This window comes from Shouchella phoenicis, from assembly GCF_047238345.1.
Classification (GTDB): Bacteria; Bacillota; Bacilli; order Bacillales; family Bacillaceae_D; genus Shouchella.
Genome location: NZ_JBDFMQ010000001.1, coordinates 1,677,868 through 1,695,608, shown reverse-complemented (window position 1 = coordinate 1,695,608; position 17,741 = coordinate 1,677,868). Strand labels below are relative to the sequence as shown.

Sequence of the window (17,741 nt, the reverse complement as noted above, 5' to 3'; positions counted from 1 at the left end):
TAATAAATCGCTCTAGATTCGAGTCAAATAACGATTACCTTTACAGACACGAGCGAAGTAAATAAGGTGCGGCCTCTTCTTGTTCTTTTTCTCATCAAATTCTAACTTGTCATGCTTCCTTTTTTTGTGTACGCTACGTTCAACAATAGAACTCTTGAAAGGAACGTTGATATGGAGAAAAAGAGCCATATCCTTGTCGTTGAGGATGAGCAACGAATTGCGCGTGTGCTCCAATTAGAGTTAACTCATGAAGGGTATACGACAACCATTGTTCACGATGGATTAGATGCTTGGCAAACGCTCCAAGCCCAATCGTTTGATTTATTGCTTCTCGATGTTATGCTTCCAGGCTTGAGCGGCATCGAATTGTTGCGCCGAGTTCGGAGCCGTGGCGATGCAACGCCTGTTATTATGCTAACAGCAAGAGATGCAACTGTTGATAAGGTGACCGGGCTTGATTTAGGGGCAAATGATTACATGACAAAACCGTTTGAAATTGAAGAATTACTTGCACGCATTCGTGTGTCTCTACGGCAAGCACCCATAGCTAAAAAACACTCATCTCGTTCTCTATTAACCGCTGGCTCTCTTCATGTTGATACCGCATCCCATGATGTACACGTTGAAAACAAGCACGTCGCTCTCACAAATCGTGAATATACACTACTTTGCTATCTGCTTGAACATCCAAATCAAGTGTTGTCACGAGATCAACTATTAGAGAACGTGTGGGGCTATGATTTCTATGGTGAAACAAATGTTGTAGATGTTTACATTCGTTATTTGCGTAACAAGCTAGAAAAACCGTTTGGTTTATCTTTTATTCAAACTGTTCGTGGAGCTGGCTACATGTTCAAGGAGTCAAGCTTATGACGTTATCTTGGCGTATAACGCTGCTTTCGACTGGTCTTATCACGATCTTGCTTCTCGTCGTTAATCTATCTGTGTATGCGCTGTTCAAAGAAAATCTAACAAACAGTGAATTAGAGCGGCTTTCTACTCAAGCGGTCTCGATTGCGACAGGTCTCGACCAGGCAAATGCGAGTCCTGAGTCACGTAACCAATTTATTAACGCATACGCACCAGAAAGCGGGATGTTACGGCTTGTGGATGAAACGGATACGGTAATCGTAACAGCAACGCGAAACGATGATTTGCTTGAATTACCTAGTTCGTTCTCTTCTCAAGAATCAAGTGATCTAGTGAGCATTGACGATGAATCGTATGCAACAGCCTCTACCCCTGTAATTTGGACAGACGGTCGAGTTGTTTCCCTTCAACTTACTCAGCGGCTTGATTATTTGGATGAGACCCTACCTTTATTAGGGATGATTTTACTTCTTGCGTCCCTCATTATTTTGATTCCGACCTTTTTAGCTAGTCGTGCGTTAGGACGCTTTATTTTGAAACCCGTTCGCTCTCTAGCGAAAACAATGAATGACATCCGTCAGCGCGGGGTATTAAAGAAAGTGCCGGACGTCTCAACCAAACAAGATGAATTAGCTGAGTTAAGTCGTTCGTTTAATCATATGATTGACTTGTTACAACGGAACGCAGATCAACAGCAACAGTTTGTTTCTGATGCATCTCATGAATTAAAAACACCCCTAACCGTTGTAGAAAGCTATGCGAAAATGCTTGAACGCTGGGGGAAACATGATTCTTCGATGATCGATGAAGCCGTTAATGCCATTCTGTCTGAATCGTCAAGAATGAAAGGATTGACAGAGCAAATGTTACTGCTCGCAAATGGACAAATGCCAGCACATGAAAGGAAACGTCTACACATAGATAAACTCGTTCAGGAAACATGTGCCAAAATGAGCATTGGCTCCAATCGAGAAATTCACTTTATTAAGCCTGCACATCCTTTATACGTGCAAGGTTCCGAGCATTTAATCAAACAACTTCTTTTCATTTTACTTGATAATGGCATCAAGTATTCAGACGACCCATTAGTTGTAAAAACGATTCAACACGGTGATAACGAATGTGTTATTTCCGTAATCGATTATGGTATTGGCATTAGTCAGAAGGAGCAAGAAGCCATTTTTAAACGGTTTTATCGTGTTGACAAAGCTCGCTCTCGGGAAACGGGTGGAAGTGGACTCGGTCTTTCGATTGCAAAGAAAATTGTTGAAGAACATGGTGGTTCTATGCAGTTGACGAGTGTTGAGAACCAAGGTTCCACCTTCTCTATCACGTTTCCTTTGGTAAGAAAGGAGCATAATGATGACAAGGTTTAAGACAATGCTTCTTATCATTGGCGTTTGCGGTGTTCTCCTCATTAGCTTTATTGTTTATCAGTGGATGCAGCCAGAGCCTTTACCCCATGATGAAGTAACGGTTTTGGTCAACGAGCGTTATGAACCAAGCGAGATTCAATCAAGCACTTATCGAAACGATACAAATGTGTATGAGTTTATGTTTTTAAAGGATACCGGTCAATACCAACTCATTCTTGATGCGACTTCTGGGTCCGTCCAATCCTTACAGCTTGTTGAACAACGAGAAGAGCCTCTTTCTGAGGCTGAAATTGAATCGATTCTGCAAGCATCTTTTCCTGAACAGATCGTCAACATTTCCAATGTAACGTTGCAAGAAAACCGATATGTTGTGGACTATCAAATTGACGATCAGTCTGGAGAAGCTGAGATTGACGCCTACACAGGTAGCATTATTTGGAACAGTCTTGAAGAACAGCAAGCCCTTTTGACGCCCGAAGAAGCTGTTGAGCTTGCCCTTGCAGAAGTACCGGGAACGCTTGACGATATTGAACAAGAAACTCTCAATGACCGACTTGTCTATGAAGTTGAAATTGAAGATACAGGACGGGATGATGACGCGATTGTCATTGTTGATGCCTATTCTGGAGTAATCATTTCGGTGATTTGGGATTAATCGTTTTCTCATTAAACGCTCATTTTCCTTTCATGGTCTCTTCATTTGGAGCCGCTATAGTAAAGCTATCAAACAAATGGAGGTAAGACCTATGAAAAAACAAACTGCTATCGTTACAGGTACTTGTGCACTATTACTTGCTGGAGGCACGACTTGGGGTTTTGCTAGTGCAAAAGAACACACTTCGGTGAAAGAAGTGACAGCTCCATTAACCGCTGTTGCTGAAGCGACTTCTTCAGCCCTTTCTCTTGAGCAAGCCGTTAAGCAAGCGGAAGACTATGTTGGCGGCAAAATGGTAAAAGCAAAACAAGATACAGATGATGACAAAGATGTCTTTGAAATTGATGTTCGGACTAATAAGGAGACATTCGAGTTTACCTTCGATCAACACTCCGGCAACATCACCGAAATTGACGGCAACTTGCTAGTAGCAGAGAGTCAAGCAAAGCCAGCTCTCTCACGAGAAGAAGCTGAAAACCGCGCAAAAGAAGAAAGTGGCTTGACGGATGTGAAAGAGATCGAGTTAGAACTAGAGAATGGGAAACTGATCTATAAAATTGAGTTTACCTTGCACGACGACGACGCGGATATGGTAATAGATGCAGAAACAGGCGACGTTCTAAGTATGGATGAGGAAATTGACATTCCTTCATTAGAGAGCCGTGCAGAATCACAACTCTCACTTGAAGAAGTCAATACGATTCTTCAGTCAGCATTTGGCAACGATGTGAACGTGATTGAGAGTGAGCTTGATTATGATGATAGTGTTGCCGTCTATGAGCTTGAAGCCATCATAAATAACACAGAATATGACATTGATATTCACGCTGAAACAGGAGAGATTTTAAAACAAGAGCGTGACTAATGAATCCATTTAGGCGACCCCAATAACGAAAAAAATCGTTATTGGGGTCGCCTTTTTCTAATTGGATAGCATCAACCTAAGCTACTCTTATATTTTTTAAACCATGTGCTCAATAAGAGTCATTTATGATGATGTAGAAAGGATTCTCTATTTAACTTCAAGTATTTTTTACGGCATTTTCTTTTATCTGAGTAAAGAGCGTAAAGGCCACCTTTTAACACGTTATCGTTTGCCTACTCTCTCCCCTGCAAATCAATCATTCTTTTCACTCTTGCACAGGTACCTCTATTGTAGCTAAATGACCCTCTTCATCGACGATCGAAAAAAGAATTGCTTCTCCATCCATCTCGTCTCTTGACCCACTTAAATCCATTTCAAACTGACCTTCTTCATCGGCTTCAATGGTGGTGTTGAAATTACTCGGATTGAGATTTGTGATTGTGATAGAAGCATGCGGGACCGTTTTACCGACAATGATTGGTTCAGTCGCAACAATTTCATCAATGCTGGTTTCGTCTTTCATCGTATTTATGACGGCCCATTCTTCGTCTGTCCAACCTTGTACGTCTTTTTCTACTAACGTAGTCACACCTTTAGCTACGATGTAAAATGTTAGCGTATCGCCAGCCGTTAACACATTCTCATCAAAGCTTGTTGAAATTGTATTCTCAAGCTCTACATCTGCTGCGGGCAAATTTAAATCTTCGCTAAAACCGATCTCTGGATGTTCAAGATGAACAGCATCTACATCTTCAACCACGTGTTGCACATGATAAAATCGAGTATTTTCGTAAATGTCGTCTAATTCTATTTCTTCCTGAACGGCAGCTTCACGTTCTTCTGTATGTGCTTCACTCGGAATATACGCCATCCCCTCTTCTTCGGGATGGATCGGCAAATCAAATGCTTGCTCCTGCGGCAAGAAGCCTGAAACAATAAATCGAATTTGCTCCATGTCATCTAAATCATAGTCACTAAACGACACCGAGAAATACCCTTCATCGGATACGTGTGCATCTAAGGAATTTTGATAATCAAAACCTGACTCGTGTTCTTCATCTGGAAATACGAAACGAACCGTTTGTCCAGAACTGACTTTTCCATTATAAATGCGTGTATTTTCATGGATCCCTGGCAACTCTAAATGTTCAATCGCTTCAGGTGCCACTTCTCTCGTATCGTCCGTTACTGCTAAAGATTCGTAGTACGCTTCATTACTCTCTTCTTCTGACTCATTGTCTTTTTCATCACTATTATTAATTCCAGATTCCGATTGCGACTCCTCATCTTGATTTTCTTCCATTTCTGAATCTACCTCATGATCCACTGCCTCATTTTCAACATCATGATTTTGATTTGTTTCGTTATTTTCAGTATCATTTCCGCAACCTGCTACGATCGCTACCACCATCACGCTCGCAAAGCTTGCTACAATCGACTTGTTCCTCATTTCACACCTCCACAAAAACTTTATGTATACAGCTTATGTAACCGTTTTACAAAACTCCGAAACAATCTAACTACTGCGCTCATTTTCTTTTCACACAGAAAAAGCCGTCAAAGACGACTTTTTTTTAATAGGTTTATAGTAAGTTAAGTTTAAGCTTTACCTGTCACTTGATGAAAATCATGTTTACCAGCTAGCTGATGGAAATCATGCTTGCCTTTTTGGTGAAAATCATGTTTTCCAGCAGTCTTATGAAAATCATGTTTTCCTAGTTGGTGAAAGTCATGCTTGCCTGCAAGTTGATGAAAGTCATGTTTTCCATCCTGATCCACTGCATCGCCTGTCGCAGTGAGATGACCACCTACTAATGCAAATGATGTGAATACAAACGTAGCTGCTAAAGACATTGTCCATTTTTTCATAATAAATCAACCCCCACATTTGATTGTTTTTTACTCATATGGTTTACTAATCTTGCATACTTAAGAGCGTTTGCTAAATCACCTTTTTGTTCAAAGTGTTGCGAAATTTCATCACACACTTCTGAGCATTCAAAAAATTTCTCATTTACTTTTAGCATGTCCAACCCTTGCTCTACTTCGGAAAAATTATCTTCTAGATACAGCCCTCTGCTTACTTTACATTTTGCTTTAATCTCCATTAGTTTTTGAGCTCTTGCATTAAACTCTAGTTCTTCTAACCCCCCTATGTAAGTTTCATTTCTCAACCTTGCATTAAGCAAATTATATGTTGATTTTAAACCCGTGATGGATTGAGAAAACTCATTAATCGATAACGCTTGCTCGAATAGCTGTACTGCGTCATCAAAACGTTGTTGGGTCATTCTATTTTGACCCAAGTTATGCAAAACAAGCGAATGATAGTAAGGAAAAGGTTTTGAAATTTCAATCATTTCTTTATAGATTTTCTCTGCAGATGCTTGCTCCCCTAATTCTGTATCAATAGCGGCTAAAACCAATTTACAACGAATCTCATTCACAAGATACATCGCATTTTTACCGAAAAACTCAAGCGCTTGATCCATATAAGAAGCAGCAAACGTATACTGATCAATCCGGTAATAACTCATCCCTAATTCTTGATAAAATTCTGCTTTTTCTGCAGGATCATTCACTTTTTCAATTAGACGTTCCGCAACTTTATACATTTGAACAGCCGACTTATAGCGTTCATTCAAAAATTCATTCTGGGCTGAAACGAAATAAAACATAAAGTTGAGGTAATCATCTCTCTCAATTTCAACAGGTGTCGGCAGTGTGGATTCAAATAATTCACCGGTTCCGTATGTTGATAATAATTCATGCTTAAAACTAACAAGCTGATAATAGGCAAGAATTTTGTCATTTGATTCCATTTGTTTAATCAGTTCTTTCGTTTCGTTTCTTAAACGTTGAGCGTGCGTAAAATTTTTCGCAATTAGACAGCTATGCCACTCAACAAGTTTACCTCCAATGATGCTAGCTGATAAAGCGACAATCATTCCACATCCCTCTTTTCCAATTAAATGTTAATTTCTTTTATTATAAATGACTTCGACAAGAACTTATATAGTTTAGACATGTTTCCCAACACGAATTGACAAATTTATTTGAAAAATATATTGAAACAAAAAAACCCTTGTTTCTCATTTGATATTTGAGAAAGAGGGTTTATCATGATTATGCTCTGTTGTATGGAGGATAAATGGAGTTGAAGTGATGATTTGAGTAGTAGGTCCTTTCTGAATGCGAGGGGCGAACATGCCGTTGCTGCTGACAATTTTCAGGAGGACCGATAATGACTGTTTGTTGAATTGGCGAAATGGCTTTTTCCCAACTTGTTTGATCAATGCAATAGCTTTGAGCAATTGCTTGGCTCGGCGTTAACCGTAAGATGTCGGAACCATAAATTGCTTGAGGATAAGGGGCATCAAATATCGCTAACAAATGTGTATTTTCGGAAGTAGCGACTTCATAATGCCAAAACCCTTGAGGAATATTTGCCGTTTGTCCGGCATGAATGTTAATATTTATGACTTCATTATTAAAAGGATTAATAAACGTAACAAGAGCCGTACCACTCACACAATACACAAGTTCCGACGCATTCTGGTGGATGTGAGGCTCAACATAATTACCTGAGCTTAAAAAAATGTCTAATAAAGAAACATTCCCTAACGTATTTAACTGATTTCGTCCCAACCCATTGATGATGTTGTGCTCGTTTTTCTGGAATAAGACATTTTGTTTCACATCATACGAATATTGGTTCTGAGGAGATGAATAATCAATATATAAGATAGCCAAGCAATCACCCCCTTTCCTTTTCCTAACTTTATGCCGTATTTTACCTTCACATTACTTGTAAAGCATTTTTCACTTTACGAGAAAGAACGTCAAACCTTAAATTTAGAAATTGATTGAACTAAACTTAAAAACGTTTTAACGGGTTTAAAGGTCCGATTAAATGGTTTATTTTTACATATAAAACGTCATGTTGGTGATTTACTAGAGTTTAAGTAAATTGATTGAAGATAAACCGTGCCATACGTTGCATTTTCAAGCTTGCGTTATGTCTGTCCATTCATCTCACTTTTGCTTGCATAAACTACCTTGTATAGCGACTTTTTTTGTCGTGAATATTTTTTATTCGTTTAGTCTTTTATAAAGTGAGGAGAGTTGAATGAGAGTAGGAATAATCGGTGCCGGCAAAATGGGAGAAAACCACTTACGCACGTATCTATCATTAACAAGAGAGTGTCAATTAGTCGGCTTATATGACGTTGACAAAACACGTAGGGAAACAATGGCTTCCACTTATCATGTGCAGGCTTTTTCTAGCCTTGATGCACTACTTAAAGAAGTAGATGCTGTAAGTATTACCGTTCCAACTATTTATCATTATGATGTTGCCTTAGCCTGCATAAGCAAAGGGGTTCACATGTTAATCGAAAAACCCATTGCTTCAACCGTAGACGAAGCGACAGACCTAAAAGAACGAGCCGAACGGGCAAACGTACAAATACAGATTGGTCATATTGAATTGTTTAATCCTCTAATGAAAGCGCTGCAGCACGTTTTAAAAAACGAGAGAATCATTGCGATTGAAACACACCGAATGTCAGCCTTCAGTAATCGATTAGAAGGGGTAGATGTTGTACAGGACTTAATGCTTCACGACTTATATATAGTAGGAACACTTCTTAATCATGAACCGTTTAAAGACATTTATACAATTGGACACTTATCAAAACAGATGCCCATCCACGCTGTTGCGATTGGTAAGACTGCTTCAGGAGTCGCTATTCAATTAACTGCAAGCTATCAGTCAAATAAAAATGTACGATCCATCCATTTATTAACTGAAAAAACGTATATGGTCGCGAATCTATTAACGAATGAACTGGCCATTACCCGACCTTCTGATTCTGCTGATCTTTTTCCAAGATCCATCACGGAAACCATACAAGCACCATCATTCCAAAAGCCGCTTTCACTTGAGCTCCAAGCATTTCTCTCTAGTATAAAAGAAAAAACAACGCCTTATGTGACCGCGAATGACGGCATTAAAGCACTTGCCTTAGCAAATCAGATCAGCCACGCTATTTGTTTGAAAAACAAATAGCTAGAAGTTGTTTATTCAAATAAAACCCACCTTTGGAGATGCCAAAGGTGGGTTTATTATGCATTCCTTTTCATTTATGGGAAGCGTACGTAATTAATGGCATCAATGAATACAAATTGGTTTGAGCCTGCTTCATATCCATCTGTTACGTCCACAACGAGCAATTCAGGTGTCACACGAACAATTAAGCCTTCTATTAAATTCGTATCAGTTGTTACTTCTACTCGTGTAGCTATTCTGCTTGTAAGCTCTTGATAAAAAAAGCGTCTAAACAAACGAGTTCCCTCCTCTTCTATTAAGCTAATGAACGAACAGTCTCTATCTTTGCAAAACGCACAAGCACTTGTGTATCTGTTTCATCAAGTAACACAATGTAGTCACGTTTAACAGCTAGTAATGTGCCTGATAAAAACCCAAATGGCGTTGATACTTCAATGTCTTTGCCAGTTAAACACCATAGCAACTCTCGTTCTGAAACTGGTAATTTACAGCATGCCGGAAAAAACAATGATAAGAAAAATGATTTAACTAAAAAAAACAAACGAGTGATGAACATTCTATCCCTCCTTTATAAGTCTCTCTTTAGTTAATGTTTTAATTGAAGGATTGCTTGTTTAATTGCCCTATCTCTTCATGAATTCCATTAATGTCTCCATTTTTAAAACCATTCTTTCGCAAGCACTCTTTACATAAGCTAGTAAAAACAGATCAGGGGGCTTTCAAGTGTCGACTACTGCCATTATCATTGCGCTCCATCATCATCAAACGTTTAAATCTACACTTCAATCTCTTGATTCTATTGCGACGGACATACGTGACCTTTACATCGTTCACTTGCCAACCTATTATGTGCCTCAAACAAAAACAGCGATACAAACGCATTCGATTCCAATTAAGGGAGAAGACCTCGGAACGACGTTAAATGGCTTAATCACACAAATAGATGCGTCACATGTGCTTCTAATTGATTCTCACGCATCCCTGTCCACCAAAGCCATTTTGGCTATGGACGATCACCTTGTTGCAAGTGGCGATCGTAATGGTCTTTTTATTAAAAGAAACGCACTCTTACAATATCCATTTCCAGATAAATGGTTGCTGCCGTTTCCAGAGTCCTTACTCCCTTTTTGGTTTCAAGAGCTACCAAATGAAAAAAAAGAGACGAATACTTTCACAACAGGATTAAAACGAAGGAAACACGCGCAGCAAAAAGCTGTTGAAGATTTTGTACGTAAATATACTCTTAAGGCTTATACACGCACAACTGTACCGATATCTGTTGTCATTGCGAACTACAATCAAGGCGATTATCTTGATAACGCAATTGCGTCTTGTTTAATTGGTTCAACACTTCCAGAAGCAATTTATGTATGGGATGACGGCTCCAGCGATTCGTCTCCATTGCGATTGAGCAGATGGAATCAACCTATCCTCCACTCTTCTATCTCTAAGCAGAATAGAGGCAAGGCTCATGCACTCAATCACCTTCTTTCGTCCATTCAAAGCCCATTTATTCTGGAGCTCGATGCAGATGATTGGCTTGATCCGAATGCCTTTGAGGTTCTGACAGACATGCTTAGAAAGTGGCCAGACAATTCACCACTACTTTATGGCAATTTACGCCGTTGGAAAGAACAACGTTTAGGTCACCTTGTCTACAAAGGAATAGCGAACGGGCGAAAAATAATGACAGCCACCTCTTTGCAGCACTACCGTTACCCTCTTGGTCCTCGCATGTATCGTACAGATTTACTGAAAAAAGCGGGCGGATTCGTCGTTTCCGAATATGAAGAAGGACGCTTATATGAAGATGTTTCAACGATCATGCGCTTATACAAGGAAGGACCGCTCCATTACGAAGACTTCACCATTTACAATGTTCGGGATCACGCTCAAAGCATTACACAAAAAAACCACTCCAAGTGGAATGGTTTTCTTAAACAGCTCGATCGTTAACGATTCGTATCAATAAAATGATTGATATGCGCGATGATCAACTCTTGCTCTTCAATAGATAATTCTGGGGAAATCGGTAAAGCTAGAATGCGATCGGCGGCTGTTTCTGCATTAGGGAAATCTCCTTTTTTCAACCCAAGGTAAGCAAATGCTTCCTGAAGGTGAAGCGGAACAGGGTAATAAACTGCGGATGCAATTCCTTGCTCATCCAAATAGTCCGCGACGGCATCTCGATCATCAAATTCAATGCAATACTGATGAAAGGTATGACTTCTTGTTTTGTTTATAGAAGGTTTTTTGATTGAATCATCTAAGCCTCTAGTATAACGCTTTGCAATGCCATTTCGCTTTAGAAGAAAAAGGTCAAGGAACTTTAATTTCGCAAGTAAAACAGCTGCTTGGATTTCATCAAGACGACTATTTTGTCCAATTGATGCATGTCGGTATTTACTCGTACTTCCATGGTTACGTAATTCCGTCAATTTTTGATGGATCGCTTCAGAATTAGTGACAACCATGCCCGCATCGCCAAAAGCACCTAAACTTTTTGATGGAAAAAAGGAAAAACAGCCTACATCGCCTAAAGCACCTACACGCTGACGCTTCCATTCCGTTCCAATGGCTTGGCATGCATCTTCAACAATATAAAGTTTATGCTCATCGGCAATCGCTCGTAACGCGTTCATATTCGCCGCCTGCCCAAAAAGATGAACAACAAGAATCGCTTTTGTTTGATCTGTCACTTTTTTTGCCACTTCTTCAGGATCAAGGTTGTAGCTGTCTTTTTCAATATCAGCAAAAACAGGCGTAGCGCCAACTTGTGCAATCACTTCCCCTGTTGCAAAAAACGTAAAAGGTGTTGTAATGACTTCATCACCTGGTCCAATATCAAGTGCTTTTAACGCCAAATATAAGGCATCTGTTCCGTTTGCGACTCCACTTGCATAGCTTGCTCCTACGTATTCAGCAATTTGCGCTTCAAGCAATCGACCTTTTTCGCCTAAAATATAGTGACCACTATTAAGAACATCCATAATGCCTTTGAGCAAATGAGGTTTTAACACGACGTACTCTCTTTTCAAATCTACCATTGGGATCAACGGTTCTTTTCCTTGTTTACTCATAGGCCTAATCCTTTATAGCGGATGCCACTTTTAGATAATTTCTTTGAATCAACCGCATTACGCCCATCAAATAAAAGTTTACATGAAGTAAATGAGTCAAATTCAATGGTTTGATACTCATCGTGAAATGCTTGCACAATAATCGCGTCAATCTCTTTAGACGCCTCACTTGTAAAAGAAAACGGTAAAAGCGCTCTTTCTTTCAATTCTTTTTCAGAAAACATTGGATCATGAACAGATACATTTGCTTGTTTTTTCTTTAGTTGATCAAGCAAAAGCCATGTGGTTGATTTCGTTTCTTCTTTCACGTTTTCACGATAAGATAAGCCGAGGATAAGAATGTTTTTGCCATTTAACCCGTCCAACTCTTGTTCTATTTCTTGAATCGAGTAAGCTGCCATGCCATCATTCACGTCTCTCGCTAAATGAGCAAGCCCTTCTGACAAGCCTCTTTTCATAAAAAAGTACGGGTATATAGGAATACAATGGCCACCAACGCCAATTCCTGGTGAGTGAATATGCGAATAAGGTTGGGTATTGCTAGCTTGAATGACTTCACGGATATTCACATGCATCTTACTTGCATATACGGCAAGTTCATTCGCTAGAGCAATATTAACATCCCGATACACGCATTCTGCTACTTTCGCAAACTCTGCGGTTTCAGAAGATTCCACTTCAATAATATCAGCTTGAATGGCTTGCTTATAAAATGCAGAAGCGCGTTTTAAGCTTTCTTCATTCACACCACCAACAATTTTAGGATATTTTTTCAAATCACTTAAAATTTTATTTGAATAGACGCGTTCAGGACTATACGCTAAAAAGAAGTCTGTGCCTGCTTTTAAGCCAGAAACAGCTTCTAATTTGACGCCGAATCGATTTCTCGTGTCTCCAGTTGGCAAAGTCGTTTCAAAAATAACCGTTGTGCCTTCCGTCAATCCAGCAGCAATTTCCTCTACTGCTGCATCCATATACGTGTAATCCACATCGTTGTCATCATATACGAGTACAGGAACAACGACGATCACAATATCTGCTTTTGATACAGCATCCTTCGTATCTAAGGTTGCGCTTAATACTTGACGTTTATGACCTAATTCGACCAGCTCTTTTAAACCAGGTTCATTTTTTACATGAGATTCTCCTAAATTTACAGATTGTATAACGGCAGGATTGACATCTGCTCCAATCACTCGAAAACCGTTGCTTGCGTATATGGCTGCCATCGTTAAACCAATCTTCCCTAACCCGACGACAGCTACTGTTTGTTGCTTCGGATATTCTCCCATTACTTCGCCCCTTCTCTATCAGTTTCAGCTTCATTACATACTGTATGTTCAAGAGAATGAGATGTTATGGACAGCTTTATCAAGAGATTCGTGGAAATTCATGTATTAGACTTGAAAGAGCTGCGCGTATCGTTCGTACAATCGTTGTTCCATTCGATCCCAGCTATACGTAGTTTCAATAGCGTTTCTTCCGTTTTGACCAGCTAGTAAGCGTTTTGAGGGATGCCGATAAAGATCGATTAGTTTCTCTACGTATGCGTCAACAGATCCACTTTTGTCTATGATAAATCCACATTCATATGTGTTGATAAAATCGCTCATATCTTTACTACTAGGGACAATTGGTGGAATGCCACGTTCTAAATAGCTAAAGAACTTATTTGGCATTGAATACATACGGTTTAATGCATTCGATGTGTTCAACTCGATCCAACCAACGTCAATTGTGGCACAAGCCATTGCAATCCGTTCATAGGGCAACCAGCCAGTTGAACGGATGTTCTTACGAATGGTGTCGGGAATAGACTCTGTTTCCATTCGATCGCCAATGATCAGAGCTTGCAAAGGAATTGTTTGGTTTGCACGCTTCACAATCTCAATTAGTTTGCTAGCATCTCCCTTATTTATCGTCAATGTCCCAATGTAACCGAGAACGAGCGGTGAAGAATGATGTTTTTCTACCTGTTCAATAGGCATTAAAAACGGCGAATTATATAGGATGTCAATTGGCTTTGTACAGCCCAATTCTTGATAATAGTTTTTAATAGAAGAAGAGACTGTAAAAATCGTATCTACTTCCAAAAATAGCTCCTTTAAAAGCGTGGTCATTTGTTGAAACACTCTTTGACTATAAGGTTCTAAAGGGTCAGGAACAAGTTCATGACTGTCATAAACAAGTTTCACTTCTTTCCCTTTGGATTTAAGCGCTCGCTTGACCATCACGCCATCATAGCAAGAAACAAACTCGTGCGCATGATACAGATCAGCTTCAACGGAAACAGCAAGATCCATGCAAGGTGAGGGCATTGATTCTAGTTTCCCAGCTTTTAAAAGCGAGACTTGTCGAGCAAGTTGTCGCTTTTGTTTTGGTGGATCATAAGCCAAGAAATGAACGCCTTCATATTCAAATGATTGTTCTAAAAATTGATCCATTAGTAATTGACCGCTTGTGTCAAACAAACGACCTTTTCTTCTTGGGACAATTAACGTTACCTTATAGCCTTGTCGCACCAGACTCTTAGCTTCCTTTTGAAAAATTCGCGCGTCTAAAAAAGGATGCTCGGCCACTAAAAAACAAATATGTTTCATTCAAATCCTTCTCCCTACTTAGGTTACGTATCTATTTCCCATTGACGCCGTGCCATTCTTCTGTCTTTTTCATACATTTACTAGTATCGAATGAAACAAAAACGAGATTGGTGCACCTAAAGGAGGAAACAATGAAAATCGTTACAATTATTGGGGCACGGCCTCAATTTATTAAAGCTTGTATGGTTTCACGACGTTTAAGCCAAGATTCTTCCATAAAAGAAGTTCTTGTTCATACAGGTCAACATTATAACGCCAACATGTCTGATGTGTTTTTCGAGCAACTAAATATACCAAAACCTAATTATCATCTCGGCATTGGCTCTGGCTCTCACGGTGAACAAACTGGAAAAATGTTGATCGAAATTGAACAAGTTCTTTTAAATGAAAAACCTGATGCCGTCATGGTTTATGGCGACACGAATTCTACCATAGCTGGTAGTCTCGCAGCATCGAAGCTCCATATTCCTATTATTCACGTAGAATCTGGATTACGCTCATTTAACCGAAACATGCCAGAAGAGATTAATCGAATTGTCACCGATCATCTATCAAGCTTACTGTTTTGTCCTTCTCAATCATCCGTTAAGCAACTAGCGTACGAAGGTATTACGAAAGGGGTTCACGCAACTGGGGATATCATGTATGATGCGGTTCTTTACTATCAAGACAAAGCCAAAAGCCACTCCACGATTCTCGACCAACTAAAGCTGTCACCGAAAGATTATTATGTGGCCACAATTCACCGTGCTGAAAATACAGATTCACCCGATCGATTACAGGCCATTATGAAAGGGTTCACTCATTTAGACAAGACCGTCATCCTCCCTCTTCATCCACGTACAAAAAAGCAGCTTGAAAACGGGCAAGGATTAAAAGAGCTCGACGGAAAATCTCTTTTGTTTATTGATCCTCTTGACTATTTTGATATGCTGGCACTCATGAGCCAAGCGCAAACCATTTTAACGGACTCAGGCGGTGTGCAAAAAGAAGCCTACATGCTAGGAATACCGTGCATTACACTCCGTGATGAGACAGAATGGATTGAAACCGTTGATGCCAAATGGAACCAGCTCGTCGATGCAAATGATTCTGCTGCAATTATAAAAGCTGTCCAAACAGCATATAAGCCTTCCAACTACCCAGCTTTATTTGGGGATGGGCAATCTGCAGAACACATCTATCAAATAATAAAAAAGCACTTCTTATTTTAGCTAAAAAAGCGATTATGACTATGCCATAATCGCTTTTTTATGCGCTTAAGTAAAACTTGCGAGCGCCATTACAGCTCTCACAAGTGGTGGTTGTTATTTTTCGATATAGAAAGGCTTGGGTTGATCGTCTAACAGCGCTTCGTACATCTGAATCATGCGTTGCTCCATCTTCTCCCAATTATAGAGTTGTTCCATTGCTTTACGCGCATTTATACTCATTTGCTTTAAAAGATCTCGGTTCTGATGCAAATAGAGAATCGCCTCTGCGTAATCATCTCCTGTAGCTTTTTGTTTATTTAAAACAATGCCACACTGGTGCGTCTGAATGAATTGTTCCATATCATGACATTTATTGACGATAACAGGAATGCCGTTGTTTAAATAACTAAAGAACTTATTCGGTAATGCGTACGATCGATTTAAGGAGTTGCTTAAATCATCAAAATCAATCCAGCCGATATCGATTTCAGCCATTTCATCCGCAATGTTTTCAAATGGTACCCAACCTGTTAACGAAATATTGTTTTTTACGTTTTCCGGAATGTCTAGACTGTGGCCGTGTAACACGCCACCAATGATTTTAAATGTAAAGTCATGAATATGTGACTTCGATCGTTCCGTCATCTGATAGATTTTATCGCTGCTTCCTTTTTTATTGTCGGCAACGTGCCCTTCATAGCCAACCGTTAATTCAGTATCCTTTGGTACTCTCGCTTTAAACTGCTTGTTTAGTGGAGGAGAATTATATAAAATTTCAATTGGTAGTAACGGTTGTTTTGTAATATAGTAGGCTTTAATCGATGGGGAGACCGTAATTAATTGATCAATCTCCTTCAACATATCATCTAGCAATTTACCCATTGCGATAAATTTCGGCTTTTTATCAAACGGATCAGGAATGAGATCATGGCTATCAAAGATTAATTTAATCGGTTTTCCTTCTTTTTCTCGTTGTCGCTTAATACCTATGCCAGCAAATAACGAGGCCACTTCATGAGCGTGATAGACGTCCGCATCTTCTGCCAATCCTAATTTTACAAGTGGATGATTAAACGCTAATGACTTCGCATCAATGTGCTCCTGCATATGCTCAACAGTCGGTTTATACGATTCAAAATCATACGTTACAATTTTAATGCCTTCATACATAAAAGTAGGTTCTAACAATTCATTGTCAAACGGCTCTTTATTCACTTTAAATAATTTCCCTTTTATTCTTGGTACAATCATTACAACATCATAGCCGTGTTTCTGTAACGATTTTGCTTCTTTTTGAAAGATTCTCGTATCCAAAAAAGAATGGGTATGGACAAGCATACATACTTTTGTCATTGTCCTTCCCCCTTCAATGGACGTGCAGGGACGCCAGCCACAACAACATCATCCCCTGTATCTTTCGTCACCACTGCTCCTGCACCAACGATGGTCCCTTTCCCTACACAAACACCTGGAAGCAGCGTGGCATTGTTGCCAATCTTCGCTCCCTCTTTAATAAACGGCCCTTTCATTTCATACGCTTGCGCGCCCATATATTTATCATTCGACATTGACACACATGGCCCAATAAACACATGGTCTTCTATCGTCGTGTCTCCCGTCACATAGGCAGACGTTTGAATCGTACAGCTCTCCCCAATTGTTGTATTTAATTCAACAATGGCAGAACGACCGATGACCGTTCCTTTTCCAACTTTGACAGATTCTCGAATACTGGCATGATCGCCAACAAAAACTTGTTCCCCAAGTTCTGTACCAGCATAAATGGAGACAAGAGAGCCCAACGTTGTGCCTGTTCCAATAATCAATTTACGTTTTGGTCCAGTTGATTTTCTCATCCGCTTGTTCCCACCAACCTGAATGCCTAACACACAGTTAGCGCCAACGACGACGCCGTCTCCAAGTTCCGTGCCTGCTAGAATGACCGTGTTGTCGCCAATAACAACTTCCTCCCCTAACACCACATCATCTTCAATTACAACGTTTCGTCCAATTTTTTTTGTCATACGTTCG

Annotated in this window: 18 protein-coding genes; 7 read left to right on the top strand and 11 right to left on the bottom strand. The window is 39.7% G+C overall.

Going from position 1 to position 17,741, the window contains the following annotated elements; genetic code table 11:
- The first annotated feature begins 171 nt into the window (after positions 1-171).
- The 4 genes from ABC361_RS09220 (at position 172) to ABC361_RS09205 (ending at position 3,766) form a co-directional block, all read left to right on the top strand.
- Positions 172-873, top strand: a complete 702-nt coding sequence (locus ABC361_RS09220; protein ID WP_413073705.1) for a response regulator transcription factor — start codon at positions 172-174, stop codon at positions 871-873.
- A complete protein-coding gene (locus ABC361_RS09215) occupies positions 870-2,246 on the top strand; it encodes a sensor histidine kinase (protein ID WP_413073704.1) in 1,377 nt (458 codons plus the stop codon). Before ABC361_RS09220 ends, ABC361_RS09215 begins: the two co-directional genes overlap by 4 nt.
- Positions 2,233-2,901, top strand: coding sequence for a PepSY domain-containing protein (locus ABC361_RS09210; protein WP_413073703.1), 669 nt, complete (start codon positions 2,233-2,235; stop codon positions 2,899-2,901). Before ABC361_RS09215 ends, ABC361_RS09210 begins: the two co-directional genes overlap by 14 nt.
- A gap of 91 nt (positions 2,902-2,992) precedes the next feature.
- Positions 2,993-3,766 (top strand): PepSY domain-containing protein, encoded by a 774-nt coding sequence (locus ABC361_RS09205; RefSeq protein ID WP_413073702.1) that lies wholly within the window; start codon positions 2,993-2,995, stop codon positions 3,764-3,766.
- 265 nt (positions 3,767-4,031) lie between these two features.
- Here the strand turns inward: ABC361_RS09205 and ABC361_RS09200 are convergent, their stop codons facing one another.
- The 4 genes from ABC361_RS09200 to ABC361_RS09185 all read right to left on the bottom strand — a co-directional run bounded on the left by ABC361_RS09200 (position 4,032) and on the right by ABC361_RS09185 (position 7,519).
- Entirely contained in the window at positions 4,032-5,216 is a 1,185-nt protein-coding gene (locus tag ABC361_RS09200) for a hypothetical protein (RefSeq protein ID WP_413073701.1), read from the bottom strand.
- 149 nt (positions 5,217-5,365) lie between these two features.
- Positions 5,366-5,635: a hypothetical protein gene (locus ABC361_RS09195; RefSeq protein ID WP_413073700.1), complete on the bottom strand. Its 270-nt coding sequence runs from the start codon at positions 5,633-5,635 to the stop codon at positions 5,366-5,368.
- A complete protein-coding gene (locus ABC361_RS09190) occupies positions 5,632-6,714 on the bottom strand; it encodes a response regulator aspartate phosphatase (protein ID WP_413073699.1) in 1,083 nt (360 codons plus the stop codon). The genes ABC361_RS09195 and ABC361_RS09190 overlap by 4 nt, the downstream gene beginning before the upstream one ends.
- A gap of 178 nt (positions 6,715-6,892) precedes the next feature.
- On the bottom strand, positions 6,893-7,519 hold the full coding sequence (locus ABC361_RS09185) for a cupin domain-containing protein (RefSeq protein ID WP_413073698.1): 627 nt from the start codon (positions 7,517-7,519) through the stop codon (positions 6,893-6,895).
- A gap of 376 nt (positions 7,520-7,895) precedes the next feature.
- Between ABC361_RS09185 and ABC361_RS09180 the strand changes: the two genes are divergently transcribed.
- On the top strand, positions 7,896-8,837 hold the full coding sequence (locus ABC361_RS09180) for a Gfo/Idh/MocA family protein (RefSeq protein WP_413073697.1): 942 nt from the start codon (positions 7,896-7,898) through the stop codon (positions 8,835-8,837).
- A gap of 74 nt (positions 8,838-8,911) precedes the next feature.
- Here the strand turns inward: ABC361_RS09180 and ABC361_RS09175 are convergent, their stop codons facing one another.
- Both ABC361_RS09175 and ABC361_RS09170 read right to left on the bottom strand, forming a co-directional pair.
- Complete coding sequence (locus ABC361_RS09175) at positions 8,912-9,112, bottom strand: hypothetical protein (RefSeq protein ID WP_413073696.1); 201 nt, start codon at positions 9,110-9,112, stop codon at positions 8,912-8,914.
- A gap of 20 nt (positions 9,113-9,132) precedes the next feature.
- On the bottom strand, positions 9,133-9,393 hold the full coding sequence (locus ABC361_RS09170; protein ID WP_413073695.1) for a DUF2642 domain-containing protein: 261 nt from the start codon (positions 9,391-9,393) through the stop codon (positions 9,133-9,135).
- Between the two features lie 167 nt (positions 9,394-9,560).
- Between ABC361_RS09170 and ABC361_RS09165 the strand changes: the two genes are divergently transcribed.
- A complete protein-coding gene (locus tag ABC361_RS09165; protein WP_413073694.1) occupies positions 9,561-10,793 on the top strand; it encodes a glycosyltransferase family 2 protein in 1,233 nt (410 codons plus the stop codon).
- Here the strand turns inward: ABC361_RS09165 and ABC361_RS09160 are convergent.
- The 3 genes from ABC361_RS09160 to ABC361_RS09150 all read right to left on the bottom strand — a co-directional run bounded on the left by ABC361_RS09160 (position 10,790) and on the right by ABC361_RS09150 (position 14,517).
- Complete coding sequence (locus tag ABC361_RS09160) at positions 10,790-11,917, bottom strand: DegT/DnrJ/EryC1/StrS family aminotransferase (RefSeq protein WP_413073693.1); 1,128 nt, start codon at positions 11,915-11,917, stop codon at positions 10,790-10,792. The two genes, ABC361_RS09165 and ABC361_RS09160, sit on opposite strands and share 4 nt — an antisense overlap.
- Complete coding sequence (locus ABC361_RS09155) at positions 11,914-13,209, bottom strand: nucleotide sugar dehydrogenase (RefSeq protein WP_413073692.1); 1,296 nt, start codon at positions 13,207-13,209, stop codon at positions 11,914-11,916. The genes ABC361_RS09160 and ABC361_RS09155 overlap by 4 nt, the downstream gene beginning before the upstream one ends.
- A gap of 105 nt (positions 13,210-13,314) precedes the next feature.
- Positions 13,315-14,517 (bottom strand): glycosyltransferase, encoded by a 1,203-nt coding sequence (locus ABC361_RS09150; RefSeq protein WP_413073691.1) that lies wholly within the window; start codon positions 14,515-14,517, stop codon positions 13,315-13,317.
- A gap of 131 nt (positions 14,518-14,648) precedes the next feature.
- Here ABC361_RS09150 and wecB point away from each other — a divergent pair, with 131 nt between their 5' ends.
- Positions 14,649-15,731, top strand: coding sequence for a non-hydrolyzing UDP-N-acetylglucosamine 2-epimerase (wecB, locus tag ABC361_RS09145; protein WP_413073690.1), 1,083 nt, complete (start codon positions 14,649-14,651; stop codon positions 15,729-15,731).
- A gap of 93 nt (positions 15,732-15,824) precedes the next feature.
- Here the strand turns inward: wecB and ABC361_RS09140 are convergent, their stop codons facing one another.
- Positions 15,825-17,063: a glycosyltransferase gene (locus ABC361_RS09140; RefSeq protein ID WP_413073689.1), complete on the bottom strand. Its 1,239-nt coding sequence runs from the start codon at positions 17,061-17,063 to the stop codon at positions 15,825-15,827.
- Entirely contained in the window at positions 17,060-17,734 is a 675-nt protein-coding gene (locus tag ABC361_RS09135) for an acyltransferase (protein ID WP_413073688.1), read from the bottom strand. Before ABC361_RS09135 ends, ABC361_RS09140 begins: the two co-directional genes overlap by 4 nt.
- Positions 17,735-17,741 lie beyond the last annotated feature (7 nt).

Excerpts from the sequence above, each read along its gene's own strand:
- ABC361_RS09215 (WP_413073704.1), top strand. The coding sequence starts at position 870 with ATGACGTTATCTTGGCGTATAACGCTGCTTTCGACTGGTCTTATCACG.
- ABC361_RS09220 (WP_413073705.1), top strand. The coding sequence starts at position 172 with ATGGAGAAAAAGAGCCATATCCTTGTCGTTGAGGATGAGCAACGAATT.
- ABC361_RS09200 (WP_413073701.1), bottom strand. The coding sequence starts at position 5,216 with ATGAGGAACAAGTCGATTGTAGCAAGCTTTGCGAGCGTGATGGTGGTA.
- ABC361_RS09180 (WP_413073697.1), top strand. The coding sequence starts at position 7,896 with ATGAGAGTAGGAATAATCGGTGCCGGCAAAATGGGAGAAAACCACTTA.
- ABC361_RS09140 (WP_413073689.1), bottom strand. The coding sequence starts at position 17,063 with ATGACAAAAGTATGTATGCTTGTCCATACCCATTCTTTTTTGGATACG.
- ABC361_RS09155 (WP_413073692.1), bottom strand. The coding sequence starts at position 13,209 with ATGGGAGAATATCCGAAGCAACAAACAGTAGCTGTCGTCGGGTTAGGG.
- ABC361_RS09190 (WP_413073699.1), bottom strand. The coding sequence starts at position 6,714 with ATGATTGTCGCTTTATCAGCTAGCATCATTGGAGGTAAACTTGTTGAG.
- ABC361_RS09135 (WP_413073688.1), bottom strand. The coding sequence starts at position 17,734 with ATGACAAAAAAAATTGGACGAAACGTTGTAATTGAAGATGATGTGGTG.
- ABC361_RS09195 (WP_413073700.1), bottom strand. The coding sequence starts at position 5,635 with ATGAAAAAATGGACAATGTCTTTAGCAGCTACGTTTGTATTCACATCA.
- ABC361_RS09170 (WP_413073695.1), bottom strand. The coding sequence starts at position 9,393 with ATGTTCATCACTCGTTTGTTTTTTTTAGTTAAATCATTTTTCTTATCA.
- ABC361_RS09160 (WP_413073693.1), bottom strand. The coding sequence starts at position 11,917 with ATGAGTAAACAAGGAAAAGAACCGTTGATCCCAATGGTAGATTTGAAA.
- ABC361_RS09150 (WP_413073691.1), bottom strand. The coding sequence starts at position 14,517 with ATGAAACATATTTGTTTTTTAGTGGCCGAGCATCCTTTTTTAGACGCG.
- ABC361_RS09205 (WP_413073702.1), top strand. The coding sequence starts at position 2,993 with ATGAAAAAACAAACTGCTATCGTTACAGGTACTTGTGCACTATTACTT.
- wecB (WP_413073690.1), top strand. The coding sequence starts at position 14,649 with ATGAAAATCGTTACAATTATTGGGGCACGGCCTCAATTTATTAAAGCT.
- ABC361_RS09210 (WP_413073703.1), top strand. The coding sequence starts at position 2,233 with ATGACAAGGTTTAAGACAATGCTTCTTATCATTGGCGTTTGCGGTGTT.